The organism is Tenacibaculum agarivorans (assembly GCF_001936575.1).
Taxonomy (GTDB): Bacteria; Bacteroidota; Bacteroidia; order Flavobacteriales; family Flavobacteriaceae; genus Polaribacter; species Polaribacter agarivorans.
In genome coordinates this window covers 23,970-49,435 of the sequence record NZ_MSMP01000009.1, presented here as the reverse complement: position 1 = coordinate 49,435, position 25,466 = coordinate 23,970, and the positions used below count along the sequence as shown (strand labels likewise).

Here is a 25,466-nt window from a genome sequence, read left to right as displayed (position 1 = left end):
ATGAGATTTCAATTTAAGAAAATTTTAATTAGAATTTTTTGCGAGAAGTAATGATACGATCTGTTTGCGTGCATGCTTAGCTTCTTTAAGTTTTTTAACTAAAATCCAAATGTGAAACATTTTAGGGTATTCATAATAGCGTAATGGAACTCCGCTAGCATGTGCTTTATTTTTTAACCTTCTAGCGTCTGCTACAAATATATCATGAGTGCCTATGAAAATAGATGTTTGAGGTAGATTAGATAGATCTCCATTAATTGGACTTACTTTATAGTCCGTAACATTCATTTTTCCAGCATAACCCTTACCTGCTAATTGTAGTCCTTTTATTCCTAGGATCTTATCTTTTTTATCAATTTTTAAAATTTCTGGATTACTCATAGTGACATCAAGCCAAGGTGCTAATAATATAAGTTGATGTGGTTGAGGTGTATTTTGATCTCTTAAAAGCATGGAAAAACCTAATGCTAAACCACCTCCAGCAGATTCTCCTATAATACTAATATTTTTATGATGATGGGTAGAGATTAATTGTTGATATAATTCATTCATAAAATCATAGAGATCTTCACAGGTTGCACTTGGCGCTAATGGATAATCAGGAATTATAATAGTTGCGCTGGTTTCTTTTATTAATTCTTCCGCAAACGACCAATTGTACTTCGAAATATTCCAATAATAAGCGCCACCATGTAAATATAAAATCACTTTTTCTGAAGTATTTTGTTTAGGTTCTAGTATAAAAATTTGTCTTTTTAGCAAGCTGTCTTTATGAATAATAAAGTTTTTCCGGATAGATCTAGGTATAGGAGCTATACTTTGATCATATGTATGCTTAGTAATATTCTTTTCTATATACTTTTTAACTCTAAAGATAGAAGCCATGCTTTGAAAGAATTTCGACTTAAAACTTGCTTTTTCTTGATGAACATAAACTAGTGTAGTGTCTGTTTTTTGCTGAGCATTCATAGGAAATAATAGAGAATTTAGTGTGAGTAAACATATAAATGAGATGACTTTTTTCATAATCAGGTTTTATATCTTCACAAACTTATAGGCTATAAAAGTATTATGCATTCACTTTAGTGAATGTATAATAAAAAAGAAGTAGTATTTACTATTTATTTAGTTAGCTATTCTTTTACGAATTCTACTTAATGATTGAGGTTTCATGCCAAGATAACTGGCAATCTGATAATGTGGTATACGATTGAAAAGATTAGGTCTAGTTTTCAATAAGTTTAGATACCTTTCCTCAGGAGTGGATGATACAAATTCACTCCATTGAATTTTTGCCATATAAATTTTATCAATAGCGATTTGACGGAAAACATCTTCTAAGCGGGGAAGTAATTTTCGGAGCTCTTCCTCATAACTTTTAGTACTCACTGTTAATACGCAATCTTCAGCACATTCCCAGTAGTGTATTGATGGCATACCTTTTTCAGATTGAGGTGTAAATGTTTCACTTTCAGTATAAAATGCAGTAGATTTTTCCTCTCCATCTTTTATTAAATACTCTCTTACACAGCCCTCTACAACCATATAGCATTTGGTAGGAATTTGTCCTTGTCTTAATAAAATATCTCCTTTTTTAAATTCCTTAACTATTGTTTTTTCAACAATGAGTTCTACTTCTTCTGGAGTGAGAGGAGAAAAATTACGAACTAAATTTCTTATTTTATCTTTTAATAGCATCTGTCATCAGTATTATGGATACAAGATACTTTAATTTAATGAAAGTGAACCGTATAAAAAAGTACCAGCTTTAAGTAAAGACTGGTACAATGAGGTAGTAACTATTAATTATAATTTTATTGTTCTTCTGGTTTCGTATAGGTTACAATATCAATTCCAATTCCATTTGGATCAACAATAGCAAAATGTCTATCGCCCCATTGTTCATTTTTGATATCTACTTCCATTTTAACTCCTTTTCCTTTTAGTTCTTGGTAAATTTCATCAACATTTTCAACTTCAATAGTTAAATACATACCTTTTCCATTAAAAGGCGATTGAAAAATTGGTTTTTGACTTGGATGATTGGGAAGTAAAAAGCTAATTTCAAATGATTGATTAGGAGTGTGAAGTAATAGATAAAAATCGTTTTCAAAACGCACTCCAAAGTTTAATGTTTTTGTATAAAATTCTTTAGTCTCCTTTAGCTTGGTTGTAATTATTCCTGCATTTAGTTTCATCTTGTATTGTATTTGTGCATTTGTAAAACCTAGAGTTAATACAAATACTGTTATGATTAATATTCTCACGTTTAATGTTTTGTTGATACAAATGTAGATAGAGAATAACAGCAAGAATTGTAAAAATCGGACAAAATCTAATCGAAAGCCTCTGAAGGTGTAATACCGTAGAATGTTTTGAAACTTTTGATAAAATGAGCTTGATCAAAAAAACCTACGTCATAATAAGGTTTATTGTCTTTTAAACTTTGTTTTGAAGGTTTTCTATTTAAAATATACTGAAAGCGCACAACATTACTGAATGATTTAGCAGTAGTACCAATATAAAAGTTAAAAATTCTACGGAGTTGTCGAGGACTTAAGCCAGTATGTAATTCTTTTTCAGTATCTAAATATCCATTTTTAAGAAAAATCTTTTGTAACGCATCTAAAAAACGATGATCATAATTAATTTCCTTGTTTTTTAAATAGCTGATGATTTGATTGTTTATGTTTTTGGAGATGATTTCAAATGAGTCTGAAGATGTTATAGTTGTATGAATCCAATTGGAAAAATTAGGTAAAACTTCATTAAGTTCTAGAGACTGATTACTTAATGTTTTGGCATCAATACCAAATAGAAGGGGAAAAGCAGAAGGTAAAAATCGGATTCCGATGTAATCAAACTCTTTTCCAATCTCGAAATGCGTATATTTTTTACAAAAACCCATTATGAAATTTTCAATTGGTTTTTGATGGTTAAAAAAAATATCGATGCATCCGTCAGAAACCACTCTGTATTTATAATTTTCCGATAACTTTTTCTTGGTTTTCAATTGCCAAAAACAATAAACATAATTTTCAATTGTTACGCTAGGTGAAATTTCTCGATAACTAATTTCACTATTAGTAATTGATACTGTAGGTTGAATAGGTTTATAATAGTCTCTTAAAAATTTTAATATGTGGTTTTCTTTTTTCTGCATGCTGTTCAAAAATGATCAGAAAGTAAGATTATATATTTAGTTCCTTTTGTCGTAATGACGAGGAAACGTTAAAGCAAATTCTTTCATTTTTTGACGATCAATTTTCTTTGTAATTTCATAGTTTTTACGATAAAGGTACTGAATCATTATTGGATATTCATCTTTAAAATTGGCAGATTGTAATTCCTCATTTTTATATTCAAAAATATTAAAAGTCCAATAATTATGTTTATCATATCCATTTAAGCCCATGGTGATGATTTCAAAATTACCATCTCCATCAAAATCTCGTTCAGTTCTGTCAGTATCTATCATATCAGAAAAGGAAACCTTAATGAATTCTTGATTTTGGGTTTGAAATAGATAAATGATTTTAACATTGAGCCCCGCAATTCCGTTTCCTAAGTATGAGGTTATAATTTTCAGATCTTGAAGTCCATCTCCATTGATGTCTGCAACACGTATTGGCTCGTGTCCTGTATTTAGTGTTGTGAAAATCATATCTTCTTTAATTTTTTGGATTTGTGTGTTATTTCGAAAAACACGAATTAAAGAAGTTTTATGGTTTGATGTAAATGAGGTTAATTGTATTGTTAAAGCCTCTTTATTATCGAAAAACTGATCAATTTTTAACGTATGATGAACTGCTTGTTTTGTATCAGTCCAATCATATCGTTTCCAATTGTTATATTTTTGATATGTTGGTGATGGGTATTTTTCAAATGGATATTGAGCAAAGATAGAAAAGCTAGTTAGTGTGAGTATACTAATTAAAATAGATCGCATTATTGGAGTAAGTATTATATTTTATATTTCGTTATTACAAATTACACAACCTTGATAATGTTTATATATCTTATGTTTTTCACATTGATCATACTTCATAATTTCTCCATCAAATTCAAATAAACCTTCTTCCCAATCGTTGTTTCCAATGTTTTCAGAAGTAAATGAGTGTATCATATTTTTAAACATATTTAATTTTTCAAAAAGGAAACTGGTATTGGGTTCATAAGACAAGTACTGCCAATTTCGTTTTGTATATACCGAGTCTATAACCTTAAGAATAAAAGTCTTTTGTTGTTCGAATTCTCTAGTATTCCAAATAATTTCTGAGATATCAAACCCTTCGACGCCCATACCTAAAATAACCCAATCACGTTGTCCAAACCAAATCATAAGATCCTTTTCAAATTGTTTTTTTGCAAGGTCTGCGCCTGCAAGACAAAATGTTTCAATAAATACAGAAGTTAATCCATTACTCATCCGTAGTATTTCATTATTTACTTTTGTATTAGTGAAAATGTTTGCCATTAGTTTGTTTTATGTTTTTTATAGATTTCCTCTTTAATATAATGAAACGAACTAATTTAATACTTATGAGTATGATTAGGAATATAGATCCGTAAAATAGTTTCATAAGATTATTAATACCTTCATCAGTTAGACCAGATGTTGTACCACCTGCTGGAGAGACTCCGAAAAAAAGAAAAAGTAGCGTAACAACAATGAGTAGGTTTACGAGTGTATTAAACATCTTTTTCGAATTTTTAAATCAAACATAGTATAGTTGCTGTATTCAAAGTTATTTAGAAATAAAATGTATTTCATATACCAATAACAGATATTATAAAACTAGTGTTTTATCTACTTTCTTTATACCCAATATTCAGTGAAATTTTATAGTATTTTAGCTACAGGAAGTCAGTTCTTGGGGAGTATAGTTTTCATTATTATCCTAGTTAACTTATGAACCAAAAAACATAAGATTAATAATACTGTACCAACTATAATTGGTAATATTCCTCCAAAGGTAAATTGCATTCCTATTACAAACCCTAATAAGTATTCAGGTAAATACACAGGTTTAAAAAAGGCAAATAGAATAGGAGTAAGAATAAAATACCGTAAGATATTAGCTAAATTGAATTTCCATAGTAATGATGCAGTGATTCCAAATAATAATGCAAATAAAAATGCTCTTAAAATCTTAGCATCATAATTTTCAAGTTGTGCTGGTTCAAGCTTTATAATAGTATCTCTTCGTTTACTTATTAAAACAACACTTATCCAGGAAAGTAATGGAACAGTTACTAATCCCCACCAGTTTGAAATACCTGGTAAATCTTCTCTTGCAAGTAAATGATGCGTAATTACGCCGCCATTAAAGTATTCAAATAGAATGAACAAAAGAGTTAAAAAAAATACACTTAGTGTTACTAGAACTTTATGATCTAAAATTGATTTTGCTTCCATAGATAATTGTAGTTGGTTGTTGTAATTTTTTAGGAAGACGAATGTTCTGGTGTTTTGTTACTGATGTTTAGTAGTTTAATGCAGGTTTCATTATAGAGTACATAACTTTTTAGTTCTAATATTTTATGCTATACTTTTCGCTTCTTTAAGTTTAGCATATTTAATGACAGGATTAAAAAAGTTAATGATAGTAATTCGAAAAATACACGTAACCAATGATAATGTTCCCAATTGCTTAGTACTGCTTGCAATTGATTGGGAGTAAAAGCAGCTTCATAGAATAGTTGATTGATTTCTTTAAAATATATATAAAAAATAGCGATAACTAGAAATGCAAAAAGTGTAGAAATAAGAGAATATCTTAAAGCAAGAGGTTTTTTATAATAACAATAGATACTAGCAAATAACGGAATTAATGTTGCTATAATAGTTAGTATGGTATAAAAACGACCTATTATTGGCCCAAACTTAGCATAATAGTTATAAAATTCTATATGAGATAATGTTTTCCAATAAGGTACTAAAATACATCCTTCTGTAATTTGACTACCTAAAAAAATGGAGAAAATCCCAATTAAAATAAAAGATAAAATATGATTCATTGCATTTGAATTATGAGTGAATACAAATTTTATCATAGTAAGGAATACTTACATTTACATATGTAATTAAAATTAAGGATTACTTAACTTTTTCCGAATTCGACTAAGTTGGGTTGGAGAAATACCTAGATAAGAAGCAATGTAATATTGAGGAATAATAGTTTCTATAGTAGGAAATTGTTCTCTCATAATTAAATACCTCTTATCTGCATTCAATATTGCCATTTCAATTTCTTTTTGTTCTTTTTCCAAAAAATAAAACTCAGCTATTTTTCTACCTAATCTTTCTAAATCATGAAATTTAGTATACAGCTTTTCTATATTAGTAAAATTAGCCACCAAAATTTCACAATCAGTAAGTGCTTGTTGAGCTATTTTATTAGTTTGTTTCGTAAGTAAAGCGCTGTATGCACCAATTATAGAAGGTCCTACAAAAAATTGCTTGGTATATTCTTTTCCATCTTTGTTTAAGAAAAAAGCCCTCACAATGCCTTTTTTTAAGAACCCAATTTGTTTTGCATATTCACCTTCTCTAACAAAAAACTCATTTTTTTTCAGTTGAAAAGGTGTAAAATATTTTTGTAATTCTTTAAAGGTATTATACTCAATTGTGCTTATGTTATTTATGTAGGTTAAAAGTTCTTGCATGTATGAGTCAATTGATTTTAATACTATGAATAGATATATTGAAAAACTCTAATTTTTAAGAAAAATATAGCTTGAAAAAGTATTAGTTGTTTGTTTTGACACTAAAATAAGCATTTTAAACACATTGTATTACTCTATCTTAATTCATAAATATTGTAAAGAGTATATTTCATTGTTATAAATAAAACTAACTGAAAACAGTGTAGTACGCCGAAAGATAAATCTTTTCTTTTGTTAACGATATTTTGAATTATTTTGTACATGAGGTATTTCGTTCTTAAAAGTGTTGTATTTGTCCTATTGATTTTTGGATGCAAAAAAGAGGAAACTAAACTTCAACAACAATCCTCTATTTCAATTCAACAAAGGGATAATACATCTAAAGAGGAATTAATATATATAGAAGGAGACAATATTTGGGTACGATCGAAACCTAAAAAAGGAAAGGTTATTCTCAAATTAAGTAATGGTGTTGTGTGTACTCTTCAGAAGAAAGGAGATTTAGATACTATAAGAGGATATATAGATAATTGGTATCAGATTAAGTATAAAGATAGTATAGGATGGGTGTTTGGTTCTCAAACTACTTTAAAATCTGAAGATAGTAAAAGAACTCAATTGTTTTTACAACAGTCGAATCAATTTTTAGAAGCATTAATATCTAAAGATTTTAAAACATTAAATAGTTTAATACTCGAAAACGAACCTGTGCATTGTGTATTAGCTACATCAACAAATGATTATTTACGTACTACAATTACTAATGATCTTGAAAAAACGACAGAAAAGTTTTACGATGTTAAAGATCTATTGAACTACATACCTAAAATATATACTTCTGAAAGTAAGATATCATACCTTAATTTACTAGAGAACGAATATGCAAGAGAACCATATCCTATTACTACATTTGGAGTGTTTTATGAAAGATTGTATGATGGCAACAATTATATTTCTAGCTATGAAAAATGGCAAATTGAATCCGATTTGATAGTTTCAGATAATCCTGAACAAATTAAGAATGAACATTTAAAATATGTTAAAAGGGAGAAGGAAACACAATTCAGATTAATAGTTGCACTAGTAAAGCCTACAGATGATGATCCTTTGTATCAATTCTATTTTTATTTTAGAAAGGGAAAGTGGTATTTATCCGGAATACATCATCCCTCGCGTAATTAATATGTTGATATTTATTCTAGTCAATTATTGATTTTAAAACATTATTTAAGAAATAACACACCAGTAACTTCACTTATATCAAATCCAAAACTAATCTTTTTACCTTTTTCATTAATTGTAGTGTTCAATGAGTTGTAATAGTTAAAATTTGCTCCGATCTCTATTTCTGATTCGTTACTATCACTACTACTAGTATTTTTAAGAATTAGAATATTTCCAAAATCATAAAGTACATGAACCTTTTGATCATTAAAATATTTTGTGCTATGCGCTCCGTGTAATGCTTTTTGCTTTTCGCTTTTTAGCGATATATCTTTAGATTTCTCAAATTCAGAAATAGAGAAGAGTCTATCAACTCGAAATGAATCTGCATTGATTGATGTAAAATCATACTTGTCTTTAAGAATATATTTTTTTATTTGATGAAGTTGTTTAGGGGTTGTTTTAGAAAAGAATATGTTATCCCAATACTTTGCTTCTTTAAAAAAAGGTTCATAACTAACTGCTTCATTATAATCTACATCTAAAACTTTTGTGGTAAACTCAATTATCTTACCATTAGAAATAATACAAAATCCATATGTTATTTTCATAGGACTATAAGCACCCATTTCATTTTTGGTAAAACGTGTTTTACAAAGAATTTCTCCCTTTTTGTTAATAGCTATAGGTTGTATCTCTGATTCAATTGTGGAAGGACCTGTAATATCTGCTACAGAATTAAAAGCTAATAACGTGATTACAAATAAAAGAGATACTATTTTTTTAATGCGCATTATTATTTGGTTTGTAGTTTATAGCTGTTAATTTTTAGGAATAATTGCATAAAAACATTAAATAATCACTCCAACGTATAATTTATAAGCTCCATATAATAAGAATCTATTCTAATGATATTATTTATTTCCTGATCAGATAAATTAAGATCTATTCCAATGGATTTCATTTTTTGTTTTAAGAATGCGGTATTTTCTCTACTATCATCTAAATAGTTCTGATGTTTTGCATCTTTTGCTTCAATAAAGTCGCCTTGAAACTGGATTAGTTTTAAAAGTCTTGAAGGTGAAATCTTCTTTTTAATTTCGGTATCTAAATTTAAGTGTATGATTCTTTTTGCTTGTTCTTCATCATACAATTTATCTTTAAAAACTTCTTCGGTAGGTACTATAAGTTCAACAGTTTTATCTTTAATTGTAATGTGCTCGATTTTTAGACGATCTGAAGTTTTAGGATCAACAGTATCAAAAACAGTAGGTGTATTCATAGAGTTTTCTTTGCTTTTACAAGCTGATATAACAACAGTTAAAACAATAATTAATAGTTTGTTAAACATCACTAGAACTAAATATTTATACAAAAATAAATGTAGTAATGTTATTATACCACACGGTTTTCAGTGAAAACTTTTAAAATGAAGTAGTTTTTATAATATATCTCAAATAAGAAATTATATTCATCGTTGTTAGGTCGAGCGCAGTCGAGACCCTATTATTGTAATAATTTTGATAAAAAAACTCTCAACAATATAACAAGTTTTTTGTCAAATTGTTAGTTTTTAAATTGCTTTTATGGTATTTAGGTTGTACCAGCCATTACCTAGTTGTAAAAGAACTTAAAAAGTATAAAAAGAAAATCATTCAAAATGAATAATAATGAATATACTTAACGTGAGTTCTTATGTTTAACTCACGTTATTTAATACTAAAAGTTCAGCTTCATCAAGCCATTTTTTACGTTCTTCAAGAGTACTATCTACAACTACGGTAAAAACTTTTCGTATAGTATTTTGTATGCCACAAAATTCAAAAACACAATTTTTCCAAATAAGATCTAACGGATTTCCAAATATTTCTCTTTCTCTATCATCCGTTGTATTAGCAGTATTTAAAACGATAACTTTTTGTAGTTTTAATAAACCTATTGATGCTCCTCCTTCTTCACCTTTAGGAAAAGTATAAGCGATATTAAATTTAAGAACTCTATCAATCCAACCCGATAATAATGCGGGAGGTTTTCCCCACCAATTAGGATGAACTATGATTAAAGCGTCTGACTGAAGTAAATCGTCTATATAACCTTCAAGAATAGGATCATTTGTGTTTCCTGTAATTTCCTCGTAGGTTAAAATAGGATTAAATTTTTCTTTATATAAATCATGAAAAATAATTTGATGTCCATTCTGTATTAATGCTTCTTTAACTCTATTTGCTATTGCATGATTGAAGCTATTCTCATTAGGATGACATACGATTATTTGAATTTTCATTGGTATTATTTTGATTTATAGTTTTTTATATGAAAAATGGAACTAGTGCGATATGATTTTAATTTTTAAAGATAAATAAACTATAAGGTTATGGATAGATAAGTTCACTATTTAACAGGTAACATTTAACGATCCATCATATCATTTAGTGGGAAGAAATATTACACCTGGAGGATGTGCCCTTGAGAGTTTATCATGTAGCACTTGATTAATGATGATGAGTCTTGGTTTTTCTTTTAACCTAAAAAGCATGGTGTTTTTAGTTAATTTAGGGTCAATTTTTGAATATCTTATTTTGAGATAGTTGATCTGTAAAATACTGATAGATTATTCTTTGATCTCAATTAGAGGATCTGTGTCTAGTAATTTAATATCATCAGGTATTGGGGCATAACTTCCTTCGATAGACCCTAAACATTCTTTACCAGTCGTTTTATCAATGTAATATTGACCAAAAGCTACTTCATTATCTAAATAAATAGCATACATAGTTGATTCTTCTATAATTTTAGTATCAAATCCAGAGTGTGGTAAATTGAAAGCTTTTACCACAAAATCAATTTTCTTTTGATCTTTAATGTTTGGATGATATAATTTTTCAACACCAAAAAAGTCAAAAGGAGCAACACTTTTAGAAGTTAGATTTACTTCAAAGTCATATGTTAAGTCTTGCTCTTTGTTACCAAGAGGAACAAATTTGATGATTCGTTTATAGTAAACAACGATTTTTTGAGAATTTCTCCATGCAGAAATTTCATACAATGAAGCATTGAAACGAAAGTTTGGATATTTAGTAGCCAAAATTGTATTCGCTTGAATGATAAGCTGATCTTTATTCAACGTCATTTTATTGTTTTGAGCAAAGTTTGAGAGACTAAAAATAAAAATTAAAGGTATAAACAGTCGTTTCATCATGCTTCATGGTATTTTTACATTAAGGAATTAAATTCTTCAGTAGGAATCATTCTTATTGCAACCATTTCTTTTTCAATTAGAAAATCTCTTAATTTTTGATTGATAATGATCAAATTAGGTTGTTCTTTTAATCTGAATATAGCTAGATTATCTGTTTTAGTTGAGTCAATTTGGAAATATTCAATTCTTGCAGGTCTATCCCATGGTTTTGCATTCCAATCATACCCCTCAACACAAGCTTTTAATCCAATAATATTTGTTAAATGATAGCCGTATTCTATTTCATTCGTTGCTGGATCTAACATTTCTGTGGGTTGAGACTGATAATTTTTCACCCCAAATTCATCAAACGCATCTAATAATTCATCCCTGAATAATGGAAGAATTCCTCCCATCATGTGACCACGAAAACTACCACTACCTAAAGATAATTCTAGTTGAATTTCTTTTTTACTGTAATTAGGTTGTTTCTCACCAGTCATGGTATTCATTATCTCAATTCCATTAGGAACAGACATAACTGTAGCCAATCCTTTAACCCTTAAATCGGCGAATAGTACGTAATAGTTCATTAAGAATAATATTTAGCGGTAAATAAAACGTTGATTAAATCACTATTTTCTAAAGTCTCAGCATATTGTTTTACAAAGGCATCAATAATAGTTTGTTCCTTTTCATTAGGATATTTTAAACGAGCATAATCTCCATCTCTTTCAAGAATGTTTATGAATGCCGTAATATCTTCTGTATCTGTATTTACAAGTGCTTCTTTACATTGATTCATGACTTCTTCATCAAGATTATCCGATGTATTTCTGATGATAGTATTAAACATTAAAACGAAATTTCTTCCTCCAATGTTTCTAGAAGTAAATGTATCTAAACCAATAGCAAGTAAATCTGGAAATATTGTTTGGGTTCCTTTTTGAGCAATAGCTTTAGTTATGTGTACGTAAGCTTCATTTTCTTTGTTTGTTTTTAGAAGCGCTATTAAATCAGTATCCATTCCTTTTATACTGAAGTATGGGAGAGCTCTAGTTGCCCAACGCGGGCTTTTTTGTGCTCTAGCTATAACTATATCAAAATTACTTCTTTTTTCTAGTTCTAAATGTGCAATTCCTCCTATGTCATTCAATGCTTGTGCAGCAGCAGAAACGCACTGTGGATACCCACTTTTAAACTGATTGATAATTTTAGGAATAGCTTTTTCTGCTTTTTGTGTTCCTAAACCTTTTAAAGCCTCTCTTGCTACAAGTTCTCTTTCGTAATCTAAAAAGTTTAAAAGTATATCTGTAATACGTTCGTCTTTAAACCAACGTAAAGCAACAATAATATCATGAAGTTCGTACGCATCTATATCTTCAATTTGAGTACTTGCAATCAAATAATCGACTGCTTCAGAAGCTTCTTCTGCTACGATTTCATGTTCATAAAAAAGTTGACCAACAGTTTTTAAAAGTTGATACGATTTATCTTGTAAACAAGGAGACAATAAAGCAATCTCTTCTTTGTTTCCTATTTTGGCTAAAACTTCGGAAATAGCCTCTAACCTTAATTCAGGAGACAGTATATTTAGGTTAGCAAGATTAGCTATTTCTGGTAATCTAGGTTTTACTAAATGAATAAAATCGTAGTGTCTTGCTAATCCAGCTGCTCCATTAATAATGTGATATGGATGATCTTGTTTAAATCGGAATTGTAATTTATCTCTAAAATCCTCAATACCTTCAGGATATTTTAATGGAGGAGGAGCCATGCTTAAAACAAGTCGTTGTTTTTTATCGCTTATGTTTTCATCTTGATATTGATTGTCATGCATTAGAGTGTCAATAATGTTAATCAGAGCATCGTGAGCCTCATGATTTTCAGGTAAATCTTGTAGTGCGATAGCACAAAGTTCTTGATAATCTTCTAAAGCATCTTTTCCGTGAGAATTCAATGCCCATACTATAACATCCGCAATTATTTCTACAGGAAGCTCAGCAATTAAGGTTAAAAAACTTCTGTCTAAACGACTTAGATGCTTCGCATCCATGTAGCTATACTTTTTTTTCCATGCTTCAATAATAAAGTTATTGTAGTTGGCAGGAATTCTATTCTTTATGGCTTGACATAATGGTACAAGTCCAGTAAAATCTTCAGCATCTAGGTTTTGAGAAACTATTTTAAACACATGAAACAAAGCCTCTTCGCTAATTTTATCCCATTTGGATTCTAATAAGTAAGGAAGTGTTGTCTCATCATCGCCATAATAATCTTCCCATTCAATTATTGATACAGGAATTTCACGTTCTATTTTTAGTAATAGATTGGAAATAGCTTCATAGTCTTCTCCAGATAAAGTAGCAATGATAAGATCCTCTTTCTCATTATTTGCTTCTACAATAGCTAAAAAATCATCATCTTTCCTATATCCACGAAAATCTCTATCATCCTTAGCCATTTGACGATAATCTGTATACTCTTCTAAAGCGATGGCTTGATTTAAATGATGTAACATTTTTTCCTTCTCTTCTTGTTTAGCGTAAAAACAAGCGAGATTATAATGTGCGCTGGCAAAATCCGGATAGAATTCTAGTGATTTGTGCATGCTGGCTATAGCTTCTTCTTTTTTATCTAGATACCAAAGACATAAGCTTAATCTTTTATGTGCCAAGAAACTTTCTGGATCTTTAGTTAATGCTTGCTCTGCAAAATCTAACGCTTTGTTCCATTGTTTTCTTAGGGAATAAAATAAAGATCTATCTATTAATTCATTTGTATTCATAGTCTTAGTGTTTGTTTTTAGTAAGTATGATTAAATATTTGAACCTTAAAATCGTCTGTAGTATTCAACTCTTTTCTAAATAATTCTTTATTTAAAAGCAGTCCTTCGGTAAGTAACTCTTTTTTAGTTCTTGCATCATTAGGCAAAGGTTCTAAGAATGAGTAATCTAAATTATTAGTATCAAGAGTAGTTTCTTTCATTTCATGTATGTTATGGTATGAAAAATCACCAGCACTAAATTTTAATCTCTGTACTTCATTTTCCTCGCGATAGGAATCAGTGAAATCTTCTCTATATTTTTTTAGTGTAGCTTCAAACGCTTCTTCGGAGTTCGCAGATAGTCTGCCTACATCAATAGCTATGATATAAAACTTTTGGTCTTTATTGGATTTTCCAAAATTATAGATAGCAGTTAACCAATCTGTAAGTTGTGATTTTATAGCGTCTGTATTTACAAAGTCGAAAGGAGATTTTGGATTTCCTTCTAAAAAAGATTCCATCATGCCAAGATAAGCAGGTTCATAACGAATACTTTTAGCTTCTTTTAAAGCAGTTCCGTATTCACCTTCTTTATTTGGATCTGCTCCATAAGTAAGTAATAGATGTGCCATTTTTAAATTTCTATTTCCTGTAGCTTTTTGAAGTGCAGTTCTATTTTGATGCATAATATCTACTGGAACTCCAGCTTCTAAAAGACTTTTAACTTCCGCTGTATTATCATCTTCACTAGAAAAGCGAATAAATGATTCAGCTAATACATCTTCTGAAGAATTTTTAACGATTAAAGAAACTACTTGAGCATTACCTTGATGATGAATGTGAGACGTAGCTGCTAATTCAACAGGGCTTACTCCATAACCATTAGGAGCTGTTAGCCTTAATTTATCGAGTTTACCTCCTTGAGTAAAGTAGTCTTGTATAAAGTTTACATCACCATTAATAATTGCTGTTGTTAATTTTTCTTTCATATGTTACTTTTAATTTTTTATTGAAACTTCATGGATTCCTCCATTACCTTGAATTAGAATTAAACTCTCACCAGTATAATAACAACCATAAATAGTTGAACTATCTTCACCATATACTTCTATAATTGGTAATTCTTTGGTGTAATTTATGGTTGGATTTCCGCTTATATCAATACTACTGATATACGTTTTGTATTTTTTTTCTTTATTGATTCTTTTGAGATCTAAATGAATAATGTATAGTGTTTGGTCTATTAATTCCCAACCTCTAATACAGTGGTTTTTTAATATTCCTTTTGATATTTTTTTGATGTTGTTATTAGAAATGTCAAAATGATTTACACCCATCCAAGTATCGCCTCCAATTTCTAAAACTAGCATTCGGTTATCAGTAAGTAATACAGGATATCCAATACCATTATCTACAATTTTTTTAGCTGCTATTTTTTGTGGATCATCCGGATTTGTAATGTCCATAGCAAAAATTGAATTTTGATTAATCCAGTATATTGTGTCTTTTACAACCTGAGTATAGAATGCACCATTGTAAACATCGTCTTCGTTTACAGGAATTACATAGTTAATTTCTGGATTTGGATTTTCTAAAGTTGGAATATCTGAGACTTGAAAATTGAAATGAATTTTATCTTTATGCGTCTCTGATATTTGGATGTATAATTTATGTTGAGCAATACAAGCTCCTTTTATAAAACCATTTTCTGTTTTTTGTAATGCTACAGTTGGATTTTTAAGGTTCTCAAAATTTATAATTGCGATTCTATTTCCTCTTTTGGCTATTAATACTAATTTTTGATCTACAAATTGAAAACTAGGTTCGTAAAATCGCCCTCCTAGTTCTATTGAGGCTATTTTTTTGAAATTAGCATCCCACATATCTAAAATAGTATCTTCTTGTATACTAAATAATAGATTTTGATACCATTGTATAAAATGTATCCAATCTCTGTTATAATCTGTATTTAAAATGTTTGCTTTTATAGTCATGTTTTGTTGGGTGATAATGAATAAAATACTGGTTTTTAGTTCCAATAATCAAATACTAATTGATTCATTCCATTTATAGTATTTTCGTAATAATCAAACTTCTTTATGTCTTTAGGAACTAAATTAAAAGACCACAACATTTCCATATAAAATTCCTGAAAGTCTATAGTAGTATATGTTTTAATTTCATAGTTTTTTCTAGAGTTTTAGTAAACGTTACAGCTCATACTTATGTTCTTTGCTAGTATACCAATCATTAATAGGCCAAATATCTGTCCACCAAGTAGCAGCGCTGTAATTGAACTTTTCTAAAGGTTGTTTAAAAAAAGGTTTGTCTTGGTATGGCTGAAAGCATGGTTCTTGAAAAAATTTGTCTTTATCAAATGAAAAGAAAGCACGTAAAACATATTCCATCATCGTTTTAGTGTCCTGTTTATTCGCAAAAAAGCAAGCAAGATTGTAGTTTAAGTTACCATGTAGTATAACATATCTAGCTTTTAGATCTAATTTATTTAGTAAAGTATCTACTAATAACTCATTTTCTTTGCTATAGGGTTGTTCAGAAATAACAGCTAATAGATTTGAAATTAAATCGGTAAACTGTGGCCAATCTTCTGTGTAGTATATATGTTCTGAAGCGGCTACTAAATGTATAAAACATAGTAAAGCGGTTGTTTTATTAGCACTATAAAATTCTCTGAAAATAGCGTCATACTCTTGCATTAATGCTAGATATTCCCATTCATCATCTTCTATATTTACCATAGGAATATTGCCAAGCGCTATGGTTAAATTTTCGTCTAATAGTGCTTGTTTTAGTTGAGGTATTTGATCAAAAGTATATCCAGACATTTATATTTTATTTTAAAAAAACTCTTTTAAGCATGGTTATTTAATGATCAATTATCACTAATTAACAAAGGCCATCTATCTTGCCTTTGTATAAAGAAATACTTAGGTTTTTTAGTAGTAATTTGTGCATAAGCTTTTGCTAAGAAGGACATTAATTTTAAAGTGAAAAGTTCATTGTAGACTTCTGAGAGCTCAATAAAATCACTTCCTGAAGTTTGAATACAAATATCATCGCCTAATCCAAAAAACACATTCATATCCAATTCGTACCAAGAATCTAAAACATTACCAGTAAAAAGATAGTCTAATTCATAAGTTTGTCCTTCTAAAAATGGATTTTCTCTTTCTAAATGACCATTAGAAACTAAAAAATCATAGTTTACTTCGCATTTTTCATAAGCAATGCCAGTAGCATGATCAGGTTCATCCCCGCCATCATAAAACCAAGAAAATATCATGGCATTAAAAGAAGTATCTTGAGTATTGATATTTGTGATAATATCTGTTAACTGCGATTTATAATCGCTAACCATAGTATTTTCATCAAAATCATTTAGTATTTCCTTCACTTTTTCTGGAGTTAAAGGTAATTCAATACCCTGTTGATCTTTCACTAATACGGGAGGAGATAAAAGTTGCCACAATTGTTTTTCTCGTGCTGCAATTTGGTCTAAAATTGATGTAGTCATAACTATTTTTATTTGCTAAAGTTTATTCTATTTATTTTAAAACTCTTTTTAAGTACAAATCACTTTCTTGATTAGAAATTATTAGTATTTTTTGTCTGTTCTTTAGTTCATATGTTCCTGTGTAGTTAATTTTTGTACTGTATTTCCATACCCATTCATCACAACAAGCCTCTGTGCACAATCCACCAAAACCCAAGGTATCGATAATTGTTTTTTTAATAGTTTTAGCTTCAAAACCACAAGTATTAACTCCTAAATAATAAGAGAAAGTTGACTCTGATATTATAAGGTCAAAAGCAACAGAATCTGGTGGAGTCATAGTTAATGTATCCTCCACTATTTTAACCAGTTTCCACTTTCCAATTAAACGTTTATCTACTTGAGGATTTACAGAACTAAATATGAATGTAATGATCAATAGATAAGTTGTACGAATAAAAATTGTTGTCATCATTTTTTTGAATAATGATAAACCTTAGCTTATGTTATCATGTGTTTCTGTAATCTTCAAAAAAAAGAAAATTTAAGTATTGAAAACTACACTGTTTTCAGGGGTATTTGTTCTTAATGTCTATTATTTAAGTAAGTAGAATATTTTGTAACTGAAATAGGCATCTTATAATACTATAGTAATCACTTCTAATAATTTTATACTACTTTGTAAATTTACCGCTATTTTTATCAGCTAAATAAAATGTTAGATTTTTATTGCTGACAATCAGTATCTATTGATCACATTTGATGTTGCTAAAGATTTTCTATCTGTGCTATTTTCTAATACATATCTCATCCTTTCTGCTTGTCCCTTTGTAAACATGTTCATACAGGCATCAGGAGAATAGTCCATATAATTATGTATTAAAATAGATGATTCTCCGTTACATGATAGTTCGGTATTATCACAATCGGTATTGCTATGTCCTACAGGAGGTGTATCTTTCACATAATCGTCATATTCTAAACAGTCAGAACTTTCCTTTTTTCCCCATAAATGTTCTAAGCCTAAGAAATGCCCCATTTCATGTGTAAGAGTTCTTCCTAGGTTTATTTTACTGTCAATATCTGATTTTCCAAAATGTAATGTGTTAATAAAAATACCTGTTCCAATAGTATTTAATGGATTTTGTAATCCTGGGATTTTAGCATACGGAAACTGAGAGCTTCCTAAAAATAAATCTTTAGGTCCTTTTAAAACCCATATATTTATATACTTTTCGGGATTCCAGTAAGCATATTGAGGAAGTAAATCGAAAGGTAAAGGTGGATTATCAGGATCAGTCTTTATAGTTACATCATAAGAATTTATTCTATTGATACCTTTAGTTTTTTGCCTTTGAGGATCAATTTCAGCTAATTTGAATTCAATTTTAGTATCTACTCCTAGTACGTGAGTATTGTAACCTAAAGTTCCCTTTCTTTTTCGAAAATCATTATTAAGAGATTCTATTTGCTCAAAAACTCTATATTCGGATATATTAGATCCGTCACCAACTTCTTCTCCACTATGTATTATATGAACAACAATGGGTAAGATAATAGTATCATTAGGCTCATTATTCAGTTTAACTCCTGTATCTTCAGAACTACAACTAAGAAAAAAAAGAAAAATAAAAAATGATACTGTTTCTTTCATAATACTTTATTATTAAGTCAAATTGTTTTTATACAATGCTTAGGGGTTAAATATTTAATAATCTCATTTTTATCTAGGTATTAATTTATAATAGTTCCTTTAATTTTCATATCAACAGTTTTATATCCAACATCATTAATGAATTTGTCAGTAGGGAAGTTTACAATTTTCCAAGAGTTTTCATTGAAATTAAGGTTAAATCTTGCTACTGCTTCATATTGTCCGATAAGAGGTGTATTATTTACAATAATATTTACTAAGCCATTTTCATCAGGGTTAATGTTTCCACCACTATTTTTAGTTAGAGTAGCAGTAAAAATATTGTTTAGCCCAGTTGCAGGGGATATAACATCTGAATATTCGTTAGGACTCATTGTTGAAATAGGGTAATTACCATTATTCGTCCAACTAGTAACTCCTATGCCGTTATAGGTATCACCCATTTTCAAATCTGGTATTACAATATCTTCTGTGAAAATAACTGGATGTTGTGTGTCAACAATTATTCTATAGGTTATTGAAGTTGTCGAGTTACTTACTTTAAAGTCAACAGTATTAGGATATTTAAAGTTTATACTTTTTCCAGTTTCTACAGGGTATTCTTCAAAATCATCATTATTAACCCTGTATTCAATTTTAGATCCATGATACTTGATTGCGGGTGTTAAATCAGAGAAATCTATTGTTTTTGGAAACAAACAAAATAAAAGAGAATCTACAGATTGAAGTGATATGGACTCTTTTATAAAATCAATATTGGTAAAAGCAGAGTTATCATTTGCTAATAACTCAAAATCTGTTATTGAAAGTTTTTGTTCCTGTGGAGTAGAAGAGATGATTACTTTTACATTGTAATGTATACTTTTTTTAGAATTGGCTATTGAAGTAATAGTATATTTAACAAATTCCGTTTGTGAAAATAGTACTTGTGCTCCAACCGATGGTGAAATGTTAAAGTCACTACCATTTATATTTACAGACTTGAGGGAAAGATTTAGAGAAGTTGTAGTATGTGGTAAAGTAATAATAATTTTACCTTCTTTAATTTCTTCATTATTTTCAATTATAGGCTGTTCAATCTCAATATTTAGATAGTTAGTTTCAGTTAAAAGAAAATTAGTTAATCTAGCTTCTTTAAGATTAACGTCTTCAAAAAAAATAGGAGAGTCATCCTTTGAGTTACTACAACTAGAAAGTATAATTAAAGTAAATAATAAAAGGTTAAGCTTTATTGAGATTTTCATAATTATTACCGATTTTTTATTTTCAAAGGAAGAAAATTTAAGTTTTGATGACTACACTGTTTTCAGGGAGATTTATGATTTTTTTTTAGTGATAAGTGTTAAAATTTAAAGGAATAGTATGATCATTATGTGTTATAATTTTAAATAAAAAAAGACATTTGATAAAATCTCAAATGTCTTATATTTTAAAAATATTATTCGTAGTTGTAAATTAATTAACTTTTAAGAAAGATTAATTTTAAGGAATTAGAATAACATAATCTTGAATCACTGTCCATTTATTTTTAATTTTTACTAAAGAATAAAAATTCTTCAATGTTGGTTTTCCAGGACTAGTAAGAGTAATTTTTACTGAAGCCATATGATTTCCGATAAACTGAATGTCTTCATAAGTTGCGGTTCTTTTATATCCACCAAACTTTTTGGTTTCAATAAAAGAGATGTAAGTAGATCTGTTAAGGATAGAAGTTGCATCTTTTTTATTATCATATAAAACCACTCTAAAATCAGGATGTAAATTGGGCTCTAATTTTTTAGCATTGTTAGTATCACCTGCATTTATGTATGATTGTAGTGTAGATTTAACACCTTTTGTATCATTGTTTTGCGCATTAGACTGGCACGAGAATAAAGTAAAAATGGTTATAACTGCTAAGATTTTTGTTTTCATGATTTCAAATTTTAATTGTTATTTATAGTTAGCTAGACAACTATTTTAATAAAAATTAATTGTCTAAATTTTTTCTAATTTTTTCTAAAATGACTTTAATAGTATCTTTTTCGTTTTTAGAGAGTTTACTTAGTCCTGAAAAACGAATTTTTTCAATAATTGGGTATAGTTTATGAATTAAAGTTTTCCCTTTTTTAGAGACTGATAGCTCAACTTTTCTAGAATCGGTAGAAGAGGGGATTTTATTAATGAATTCCTTTTTTTCTAATTGATTTACCATTCTTGAAATAGTAGGTTTATCTTTTACTAGCTTTTCTCCAATTTGAATTTGATTAATTGACTCATTTTCATTGATAATATTTAATACTAACCATTGCTCTATAGTAATATCAATACCATGAGATTTAAGGACATTTTGCCCATATTGTCTTATTTTTCTTGCTGTTAATTCTATTTGAAAATATGTATTAGCATTGATCATGACACAAATATAATAAAAATAGTTAGCTAGGCAACTATTTTATTTTGTTACTCTGTTTTATAAATTTATTATTAATAATTTCTATAGTGATTGTATTGGAACTCTTGTGCTTGTCGTAAGTAAAAAATATCAGTAATTAAGTTTTCAAGTTGATTAACAATTTTGTTAAGTTTTTTAATGCGTTCAATTTTCTCATATTCTAATTTATTACGATCAGATTTAATTTGATCTTCTATGAGCTGGCGTAAAGATTGGACATAGAGTTCTTTTTGTTTAGTTATATTGTAGGTGTTTTCTGAACTTTCTTTACTTTTTCTTGATTGTATATAGATGGAATATTCAACATAGCCTAAAATGCGATAGTATTGATGTCCATAGTAAGTACCACCACATAATTGCGCAAAAAGTGAATTGATTTTTAGATAAATATTGATAAGTCTTTTTCTTAGTGATGTAAATTCTTCAATTCCATTTTTTTGTTTGAGAAAGTGAGCATATAAAACATAGTATGAGTCACGACCAACTTCACCAAGAACATACTTTTCATCTTTATTTTCACAATAGTAGGTAAGATCTGGCTCAGATGGGTACTCATTAAAAAATTCAGGATGTGTATCTATAATGTTATTGAAATCAGTTTTAGTATACTTCAAAGTGTCCCTATGCTCTGTTATAATTACAATAGTATCTAGTTGTGTGTAATATTTTGAATTATCAATGCGCTGTGATTGAATATTAGAATTTGTAGTTATAGATTTTTTAATTTGCTGAGGTTGATTATTACATTCTAAAATTCCTGAGACAAGTATGAGTATGTAAATTAGTTGTTTGATCACTATGAAATTATATTTTTTGCTTTAAAAGAAGTAAATTTCAGTATTAAGAACAACACCGTTTTCAGGGAAATGTACTAATAATAGTATTCAATTTATTACTAATAATCTTTTTGCAGCATTGAACCCGCATTTTTGATATTTATGATAGGCTTTAGCAGCTCTAATTCTAATTTCATCATTTGTTTCATCTTTCACATAACCTGTTATAGCATCATGAATGGTATAGGCTTCAGGAGCCATAAGTCCAGTAGTCCAAACTAAAGGATTAACATTTGATTTTTCTAGGTGAGGCTTAAAAAAATCCTTACTATAACAAGCAAGAATAATAACATCCCTTATATTATTATCGGTATTTATAAATTCTTCTTGAAGATTAAAGTCCATGAGTCCATCATGACCTATGTAAGCAACAAGCTTTGAATTACCTAATATTCCAATAGTTTTGTTGTTAACTTCTAAGGTATCTTTTATGATTCCACTGCTACTTCGTAAAAATGTTTCTGTAGCTTCTTTAATATTTTTCCCATTGTAAGCATCAGCCACAATAAAATAATTTTTATTTTGATGTTTAAAAACTAACCGTTCTAAAATAAGGGAATCAATTTTTTCCTGTTGTATCAATATCCATTCAGAGCTTCTTTTGAAGTAGGTTTTAATTCCATAAGCCGTTCCCCAATACAAATTATTTTTAGGGTCCTGCCCATTCCCAATACTTTTGGGAACTGGAACTATACCTTGGTATTTGTTATCACAAAGGGCTACAATAATATGAATAGTATTTGTTTTAGCATCAAATTTAGTATTTAGGGTTTTAGAATTCTCAGAAACTACTTTTTCAGTATTTATGTTATGAATTGCCTTTTTATGAGACTGTCCTTTACAGGAAATTAAAAACGATAAGGTTAAGATTAAAAAAACTTCATTTTTCATAGGCTTATAATATAGTTAACTTATTAAGGTTTACTGTGTATAAATAAATCTAAGTCCATTTGTAAATCCAACACCAAAAATAGTTCTATGAGTTTCATTTTTCACGACTTCTGATTTAATCTTTAAATTTGATATATTTTTCTTTTGAAGAAGGTTAACAAACTCTTCTTGATAATCTTTTATTCTTAAATCGAATTCACCAGATCCCATATAAAGTTTTGTAGTTTTATTAAAACTTAGTTTTTGATTAGAAACTTGATTAACCAATAACTTGTCTTTATACCAAAGTGAAGGCCCTAGTAATAAGTATCTATTAAAAAGGTTGGGTCTATCTAGTAAAGCATATGAACCATAAAGGCCTCCATAAGAGTGTCCGTAAATGGCTCTATCTTCTTTTTTTATTCTGTATTCTTTTTCAATAAAAGGAAAAAGTTCAAACTTAAGAAAGTCACTGAACTTTGGAGCACCTCCAGTAGGATCAACACGATGATTTCCCATTTTTAAACCTTTATCTTCTAAGGGGGTTAAATCACGACTCCTTAATCTATAAAAGTTTTTATAGTCGGTGTTGTAAGCAATTCCAACCACTAAAATTTCAGGAATTAATTTATCTTTAATAAGTCTTTGTACAATGTAGCTTATACCACCAAAATTAGTTTCTGCGTCAATTACATATAAAACAGGATATCTTTTTGTACTGTTTTTAAAGTAGTTTTTCGGGTAAGAGATTTTAATTTGATATTTCTGATTGTTGAATTTTGATGTTAATTCTTTAACATCTGTATTAGCTATGGTAACTTTAGAAGTATATTTTTTTAAACTATCAGTTAATTTAATTTGAGTTTTAAGTGTAAGTATTTCCTGCTTTAAGCTATCATTTTCAACTTTTAGTTGAGAATCCAAAGAAGTTTTATTATTACAAGCAGTTGGTAAAACTAATAGGGTAAAAATAGTAGTAATGTAAGAATGAATTTTCATTATGTATGTAATGCTAATGCTTTAGATAATTGTAAAAGTACTATGAGGGTAATTAAACCATGGTGTTTTTTTACTCCTTTATTTCATCATATTTATCTCCTCGAGTTGTCAGCTCAGAAATAACAATGAATTTTAAATTTTAATTATTTTCTACTTATTTCTTAGTACCAATATACATGGTTGCAGAATCTTCTATGTATACAACAGGATTAAACGAATCGTAAAAAGTTGTTCTTAAATCATTCAATGAGTTTTCTAATTTAGATACCTTTTTCGTGAATTCAGATGGGTACGATGGTTTGTCATAAATTTTGATAAGATTCTTATAACTATCAATATTGGCTAACATTCTATTAGTTAGTTGTCCAAATCGTAATCGTATAGATTGTACTTTGTACATGTAGGTTTCTACTTCTCCTAGCCAATCATGGTTGTTTTTTGATTCAAATTCAGCAATTTTTTTATCAATGTTAACCAAACAGTTTTCTTTAAAAGTATCTCTATCCTTATCGAGAGTTGCTTTCATATAATCTTCTACAAATTCATTGTAATTAACATGATAGTACTTAAATTGATTTTTTAATAAAGTTAGGTTTTCTTCCTTAAGTTGTTTTAATTCTTCATTTATCAATTCCCATTCGTGATCTATAATTGCTTTTTGTTGTTCAAACTGACCAATAATGTTAAATAAGCTAATCATTTCAGGAGTTTTTTCTTTCAGCGCTTTATCTTTTCTTCCAAATCCACTGATAATAGAAGTTAATCCTGAGGTTATGGTTTGAGCTATAGAGCCATATAACGGAACTTTATTAGAAACATCAGAGACAATTTTTAATGAATTATTTATCAAGTTAACAACATCACTGCTTTTTTTCTTTCTTTTATACCATTTATCATATTCAACTCTCCAACTGGTATATGTACTGTATTTATTGATATTACCTATGTCTCCTAGATTATTAAAAAAAGTTTGAGATTTCAGAAAAAGTACAGCAGGTTTAATATCTCGTTGTACACTTAATAACTCTGTAAAAGCTAGTTGACCGTTTAATCTGATCTCGGTTTTTTCTTTAACTTCTAGTTTTTTTAATCTATTCTCAGTTTCTTCCTGTAAATTTTCTAAGGCATCAATTCGATTTTTATTTCCAGTTGTAGATTTTAGTTTTAATTGTAAACTATCAATTATTTTTTTACTCTTAATATCTTCATTTCTTAATTTGCTCAATTCGGCGTCTCTTTCACTTTTAATTTTTTCAGAAACAGATTTATTTTCTTGACTAAATGAACAAATAGAGTAAATTAAAAAAATAAAAATGAATAAATAAGTTTTCATAAGATTCGTTTTTAGGGCCAACGTTTTGCGTATGATTCTTTACTTGAT

The 25,466-nt window shown here is 28.7% G+C and carries 29 protein-coding genes; 1 reads left to right on the top strand and 28 read right to left on the bottom strand.

All coding sequences use genetic code 11. The features are described 5' to 3' along the window. Positions 1–24: 24 nt before the first annotated feature. From BVC87_RS08510 to BVC87_RS08465, 9 genes are all read right to left on the bottom strand, one after another. Complete coding sequence (locus tag BVC87_RS08510) at positions 25–1,026, bottom strand: alpha/beta hydrolase (RefSeq protein WP_083629348.1); 1,002 nt, start codon at positions 1,024–1,026, stop codon at positions 25–27. 99 nt (positions 1,027–1,125) lie between these two features. Next, positions 1,126–1,698, bottom strand: coding sequence for a Crp/Fnr family transcriptional regulator (locus tag BVC87_RS08505; RefSeq protein WP_075341942.1), 573 nt, complete (start codon positions 1,696–1,698; stop codon positions 1,126–1,128). Between the two features lie 116 nt (positions 1,699–1,814). Continuing rightward, on the bottom strand, positions 1,815–2,198 hold the full coding sequence (locus BVC87_RS08500) for a VOC family protein (RefSeq protein ID WP_075342047.1): 384 nt from the start codon (positions 2,196–2,198) through the stop codon (positions 1,815–1,817). A gap of 137 nt (positions 2,199–2,335) precedes the next feature. After that, positions 2,336–3,163 (bottom strand): AraC family transcriptional regulator, encoded by an 828-nt coding sequence (locus BVC87_RS08495; protein ID WP_075341941.1) that lies wholly within the window; start codon positions 3,161–3,163, stop codon positions 2,336–2,338. Positions 3,164–3,199: 36 nt separating this feature from the next. Further along, positions 3,200–3,949 carry a hypothetical protein gene (locus BVC87_RS08490; RefSeq protein ID WP_075341940.1) on the bottom strand — a complete coding sequence of 250 codons (750 nt, stop codon included), beginning with the start codon at positions 3,947–3,949 and terminating at the stop codon, positions 3,200–3,202. Between the two features lie 21 nt (positions 3,950–3,970). Beyond that, a complete protein-coding gene (locus BVC87_RS08485) occupies positions 3,971–4,477 on the bottom strand; it encodes a hypothetical protein (RefSeq protein WP_075341939.1) in 507 nt (168 codons plus the stop codon). A gap of 390 nt (positions 4,478–4,867) precedes the next feature. Beyond that, a complete protein-coding gene (locus tag BVC87_RS08475; protein ID WP_075341937.1) occupies positions 4,868–5,419 on the bottom strand; it encodes a hypothetical protein in 552 nt (183 codons plus the stop codon). Positions 5,420–5,547: 128 nt separating this feature from the next. Beyond that, the gene (locus BVC87_RS08470) at positions 5,548–6,021 is read right to left on the bottom strand and encodes a hypothetical protein (protein WP_143569746.1); all 474 of its coding nucleotides are present in this window, start codon (positions 6,019–6,021) and stop codon (positions 5,548–5,550) included. A 72-nt stretch (positions 6,022–6,093) separates the two neighbouring features. Further along, positions 6,094–6,669: a Crp/Fnr family transcriptional regulator gene (locus tag BVC87_RS08465; protein ID WP_075341935.1), complete on the bottom strand. Its 576-nt coding sequence runs from the start codon at positions 6,667–6,669 to the stop codon at positions 6,094–6,096. 261 nt (positions 6,670–6,930) lie between these two features. Between BVC87_RS08465 and BVC87_RS08460 the strand changes: the two genes are divergently transcribed. Beyond that, complete coding sequence (locus tag BVC87_RS08460; protein ID WP_143569745.1) at positions 6,931–7,851, top strand: SH3 domain-containing protein; 921 nt, start codon at positions 6,931–6,933, stop codon at positions 7,849–7,851. A 41-nt stretch (positions 7,852–7,892) separates the two neighbouring features. Here the strand turns inward: BVC87_RS08460 and BVC87_RS08455 are convergent, their stop codons facing one another. The 19 genes from BVC87_RS08455 to BVC87_RS08365 form a co-directional block, all read right to left on the bottom strand. Beyond that, on the bottom strand, positions 7,893–8,627 hold the full coding sequence (locus BVC87_RS08455; RefSeq protein ID WP_075341933.1) for a hypothetical protein: 735 nt from the start codon (positions 8,625–8,627) through the stop codon (positions 7,893–7,895). A 65-nt stretch (positions 8,628–8,692) separates the two neighbouring features. Beyond that, positions 8,693–9,184, bottom strand: coding sequence for a hypothetical protein (locus BVC87_RS08450; protein WP_075341932.1), 492 nt, complete (start codon positions 9,182–9,184; stop codon positions 8,693–8,695). A 348-nt stretch (positions 9,185–9,532) separates the two neighbouring features. Next, complete coding sequence (locus BVC87_RS08445) at positions 9,533–10,117, bottom strand: NAD(P)H-dependent oxidoreductase (protein WP_075341931.1); 585 nt, start codon at positions 10,115–10,117, stop codon at positions 9,533–9,535. Positions 10,118–10,444: 327 nt separating this feature from the next. After that, positions 10,445–10,963: a hypothetical protein gene (locus tag BVC87_RS08440; protein WP_075341930.1), complete on the bottom strand. Its 519-nt coding sequence runs from the start codon at positions 10,961–10,963 to the stop codon at positions 10,445–10,447. A gap of 83 nt (positions 10,964–11,046) precedes the next feature. Next, on the bottom strand, positions 11,047–11,604 hold the full coding sequence (locus BVC87_RS08435) for a hypothetical protein (RefSeq protein ID WP_075341929.1): 558 nt from the start codon (positions 11,602–11,604) through the stop codon (positions 11,047–11,049). Next, positions 11,604–13,799, bottom strand: a complete 2,196-nt coding sequence (locus BVC87_RS08430) for a HEAT repeat domain-containing protein (protein WP_075341928.1) — start codon at positions 13,797–13,799, stop codon at positions 11,604–11,606. The genes BVC87_RS08435 and BVC87_RS08430 overlap by 1 nt, the downstream gene beginning before the upstream one ends. A gap of 17 nt (positions 13,800–13,816) precedes the next feature. After that, entirely contained in the window at positions 13,817–14,767 is a 951-nt protein-coding gene (locus BVC87_RS08425) for an ankyrin repeat domain-containing protein (RefSeq protein WP_075341927.1), read from the bottom strand. A gap of 9 nt (positions 14,768–14,776) precedes the next feature. Beyond that, positions 14,777–15,772: an LVIVD repeat-containing protein gene (locus BVC87_RS08420; RefSeq protein ID WP_075341926.1), complete on the bottom strand. Its 996-nt coding sequence runs from the start codon at positions 15,770–15,772 to the stop codon at positions 14,777–14,779. 216 nt (positions 15,773–15,988) lie between these two features. After that, positions 15,989–16,624, bottom strand: a complete 636-nt coding sequence (locus BVC87_RS08415) for a hypothetical protein (RefSeq protein WP_075341925.1) — start codon at positions 16,622–16,624, stop codon at positions 15,989–15,991. 47 nt (positions 16,625–16,671) lie between these two features. Further along, a complete protein-coding gene (locus tag BVC87_RS08410) occupies positions 16,672–17,313 on the bottom strand; it encodes a hypothetical protein (RefSeq protein ID WP_075341924.1) in 642 nt (213 codons plus the stop codon). A gap of 31 nt (positions 17,314–17,344) precedes the next feature. Continuing rightward, entirely contained in the window at positions 17,345–17,767 is a 423-nt protein-coding gene (locus BVC87_RS08405) for a hypothetical protein (protein ID WP_143569744.1), read from the bottom strand. 264 nt (positions 17,768–18,031) lie between these two features. Continuing rightward, complete coding sequence (locus BVC87_RS08400) at positions 18,032–18,946, bottom strand: M43 family zinc metalloprotease (protein ID WP_075341922.1); 915 nt, start codon at positions 18,944–18,946, stop codon at positions 18,032–18,034. Positions 18,947–19,026: 80 nt separating this feature from the next. Next, a complete protein-coding gene (locus BVC87_RS08395; RefSeq protein ID WP_075341921.1) occupies positions 19,027–20,190 on the bottom strand; it encodes a hypothetical protein in 1,164 nt (387 codons plus the stop codon). A 238-nt stretch (positions 20,191–20,428) separates the two neighbouring features. Further along, positions 20,429–20,860, bottom strand: coding sequence for a nuclear transport factor 2 family protein (locus BVC87_RS08390; protein ID WP_075341920.1), 432 nt, complete (start codon positions 20,858–20,860; stop codon positions 20,429–20,431). A gap of 55 nt (positions 20,861–20,915) precedes the next feature. Beyond that, positions 20,916–21,341 carry a MarR family winged helix-turn-helix transcriptional regulator gene (locus tag BVC87_RS08385; RefSeq protein ID WP_075341919.1) on the bottom strand — a complete coding sequence of 142 codons (426 nt, stop codon included), beginning with the start codon at positions 21,339–21,341 and terminating at the stop codon, positions 20,916–20,918. Between the two features lie 71 nt (positions 21,342–21,412). Then, entirely contained in the window at positions 21,413–22,177 is a 765-nt protein-coding gene (locus BVC87_RS08380; protein ID WP_075341918.1) for a hypothetical protein, read from the bottom strand. Positions 22,178–22,264: 87 nt separating this feature from the next. Next, complete coding sequence (locus BVC87_RS08375) at positions 22,265–23,107, bottom strand: hypothetical protein (RefSeq protein WP_234974651.1); 843 nt, start codon at positions 23,105–23,107, stop codon at positions 22,265–22,267. A 30-nt stretch (positions 23,108–23,137) separates the two neighbouring features. Continuing rightward, positions 23,138–24,085 carry an alpha/beta hydrolase gene (locus BVC87_RS08370; protein ID WP_075341917.1) on the bottom strand — a complete coding sequence of 316 codons (948 nt, stop codon included), beginning with the start codon at positions 24,083–24,085 and terminating at the stop codon, positions 23,138–23,140. Between the two features lie 154 nt (positions 24,086–24,239). Beyond that, positions 24,240–25,418 (bottom strand): hypothetical protein, encoded by a 1,179-nt coding sequence (locus BVC87_RS08365; RefSeq protein ID WP_075341916.1) that lies wholly within the window; start codon positions 25,416–25,418, stop codon positions 24,240–24,242. Between the last annotated feature and the right edge of the window lie 48 nt (positions 25,419–25,466).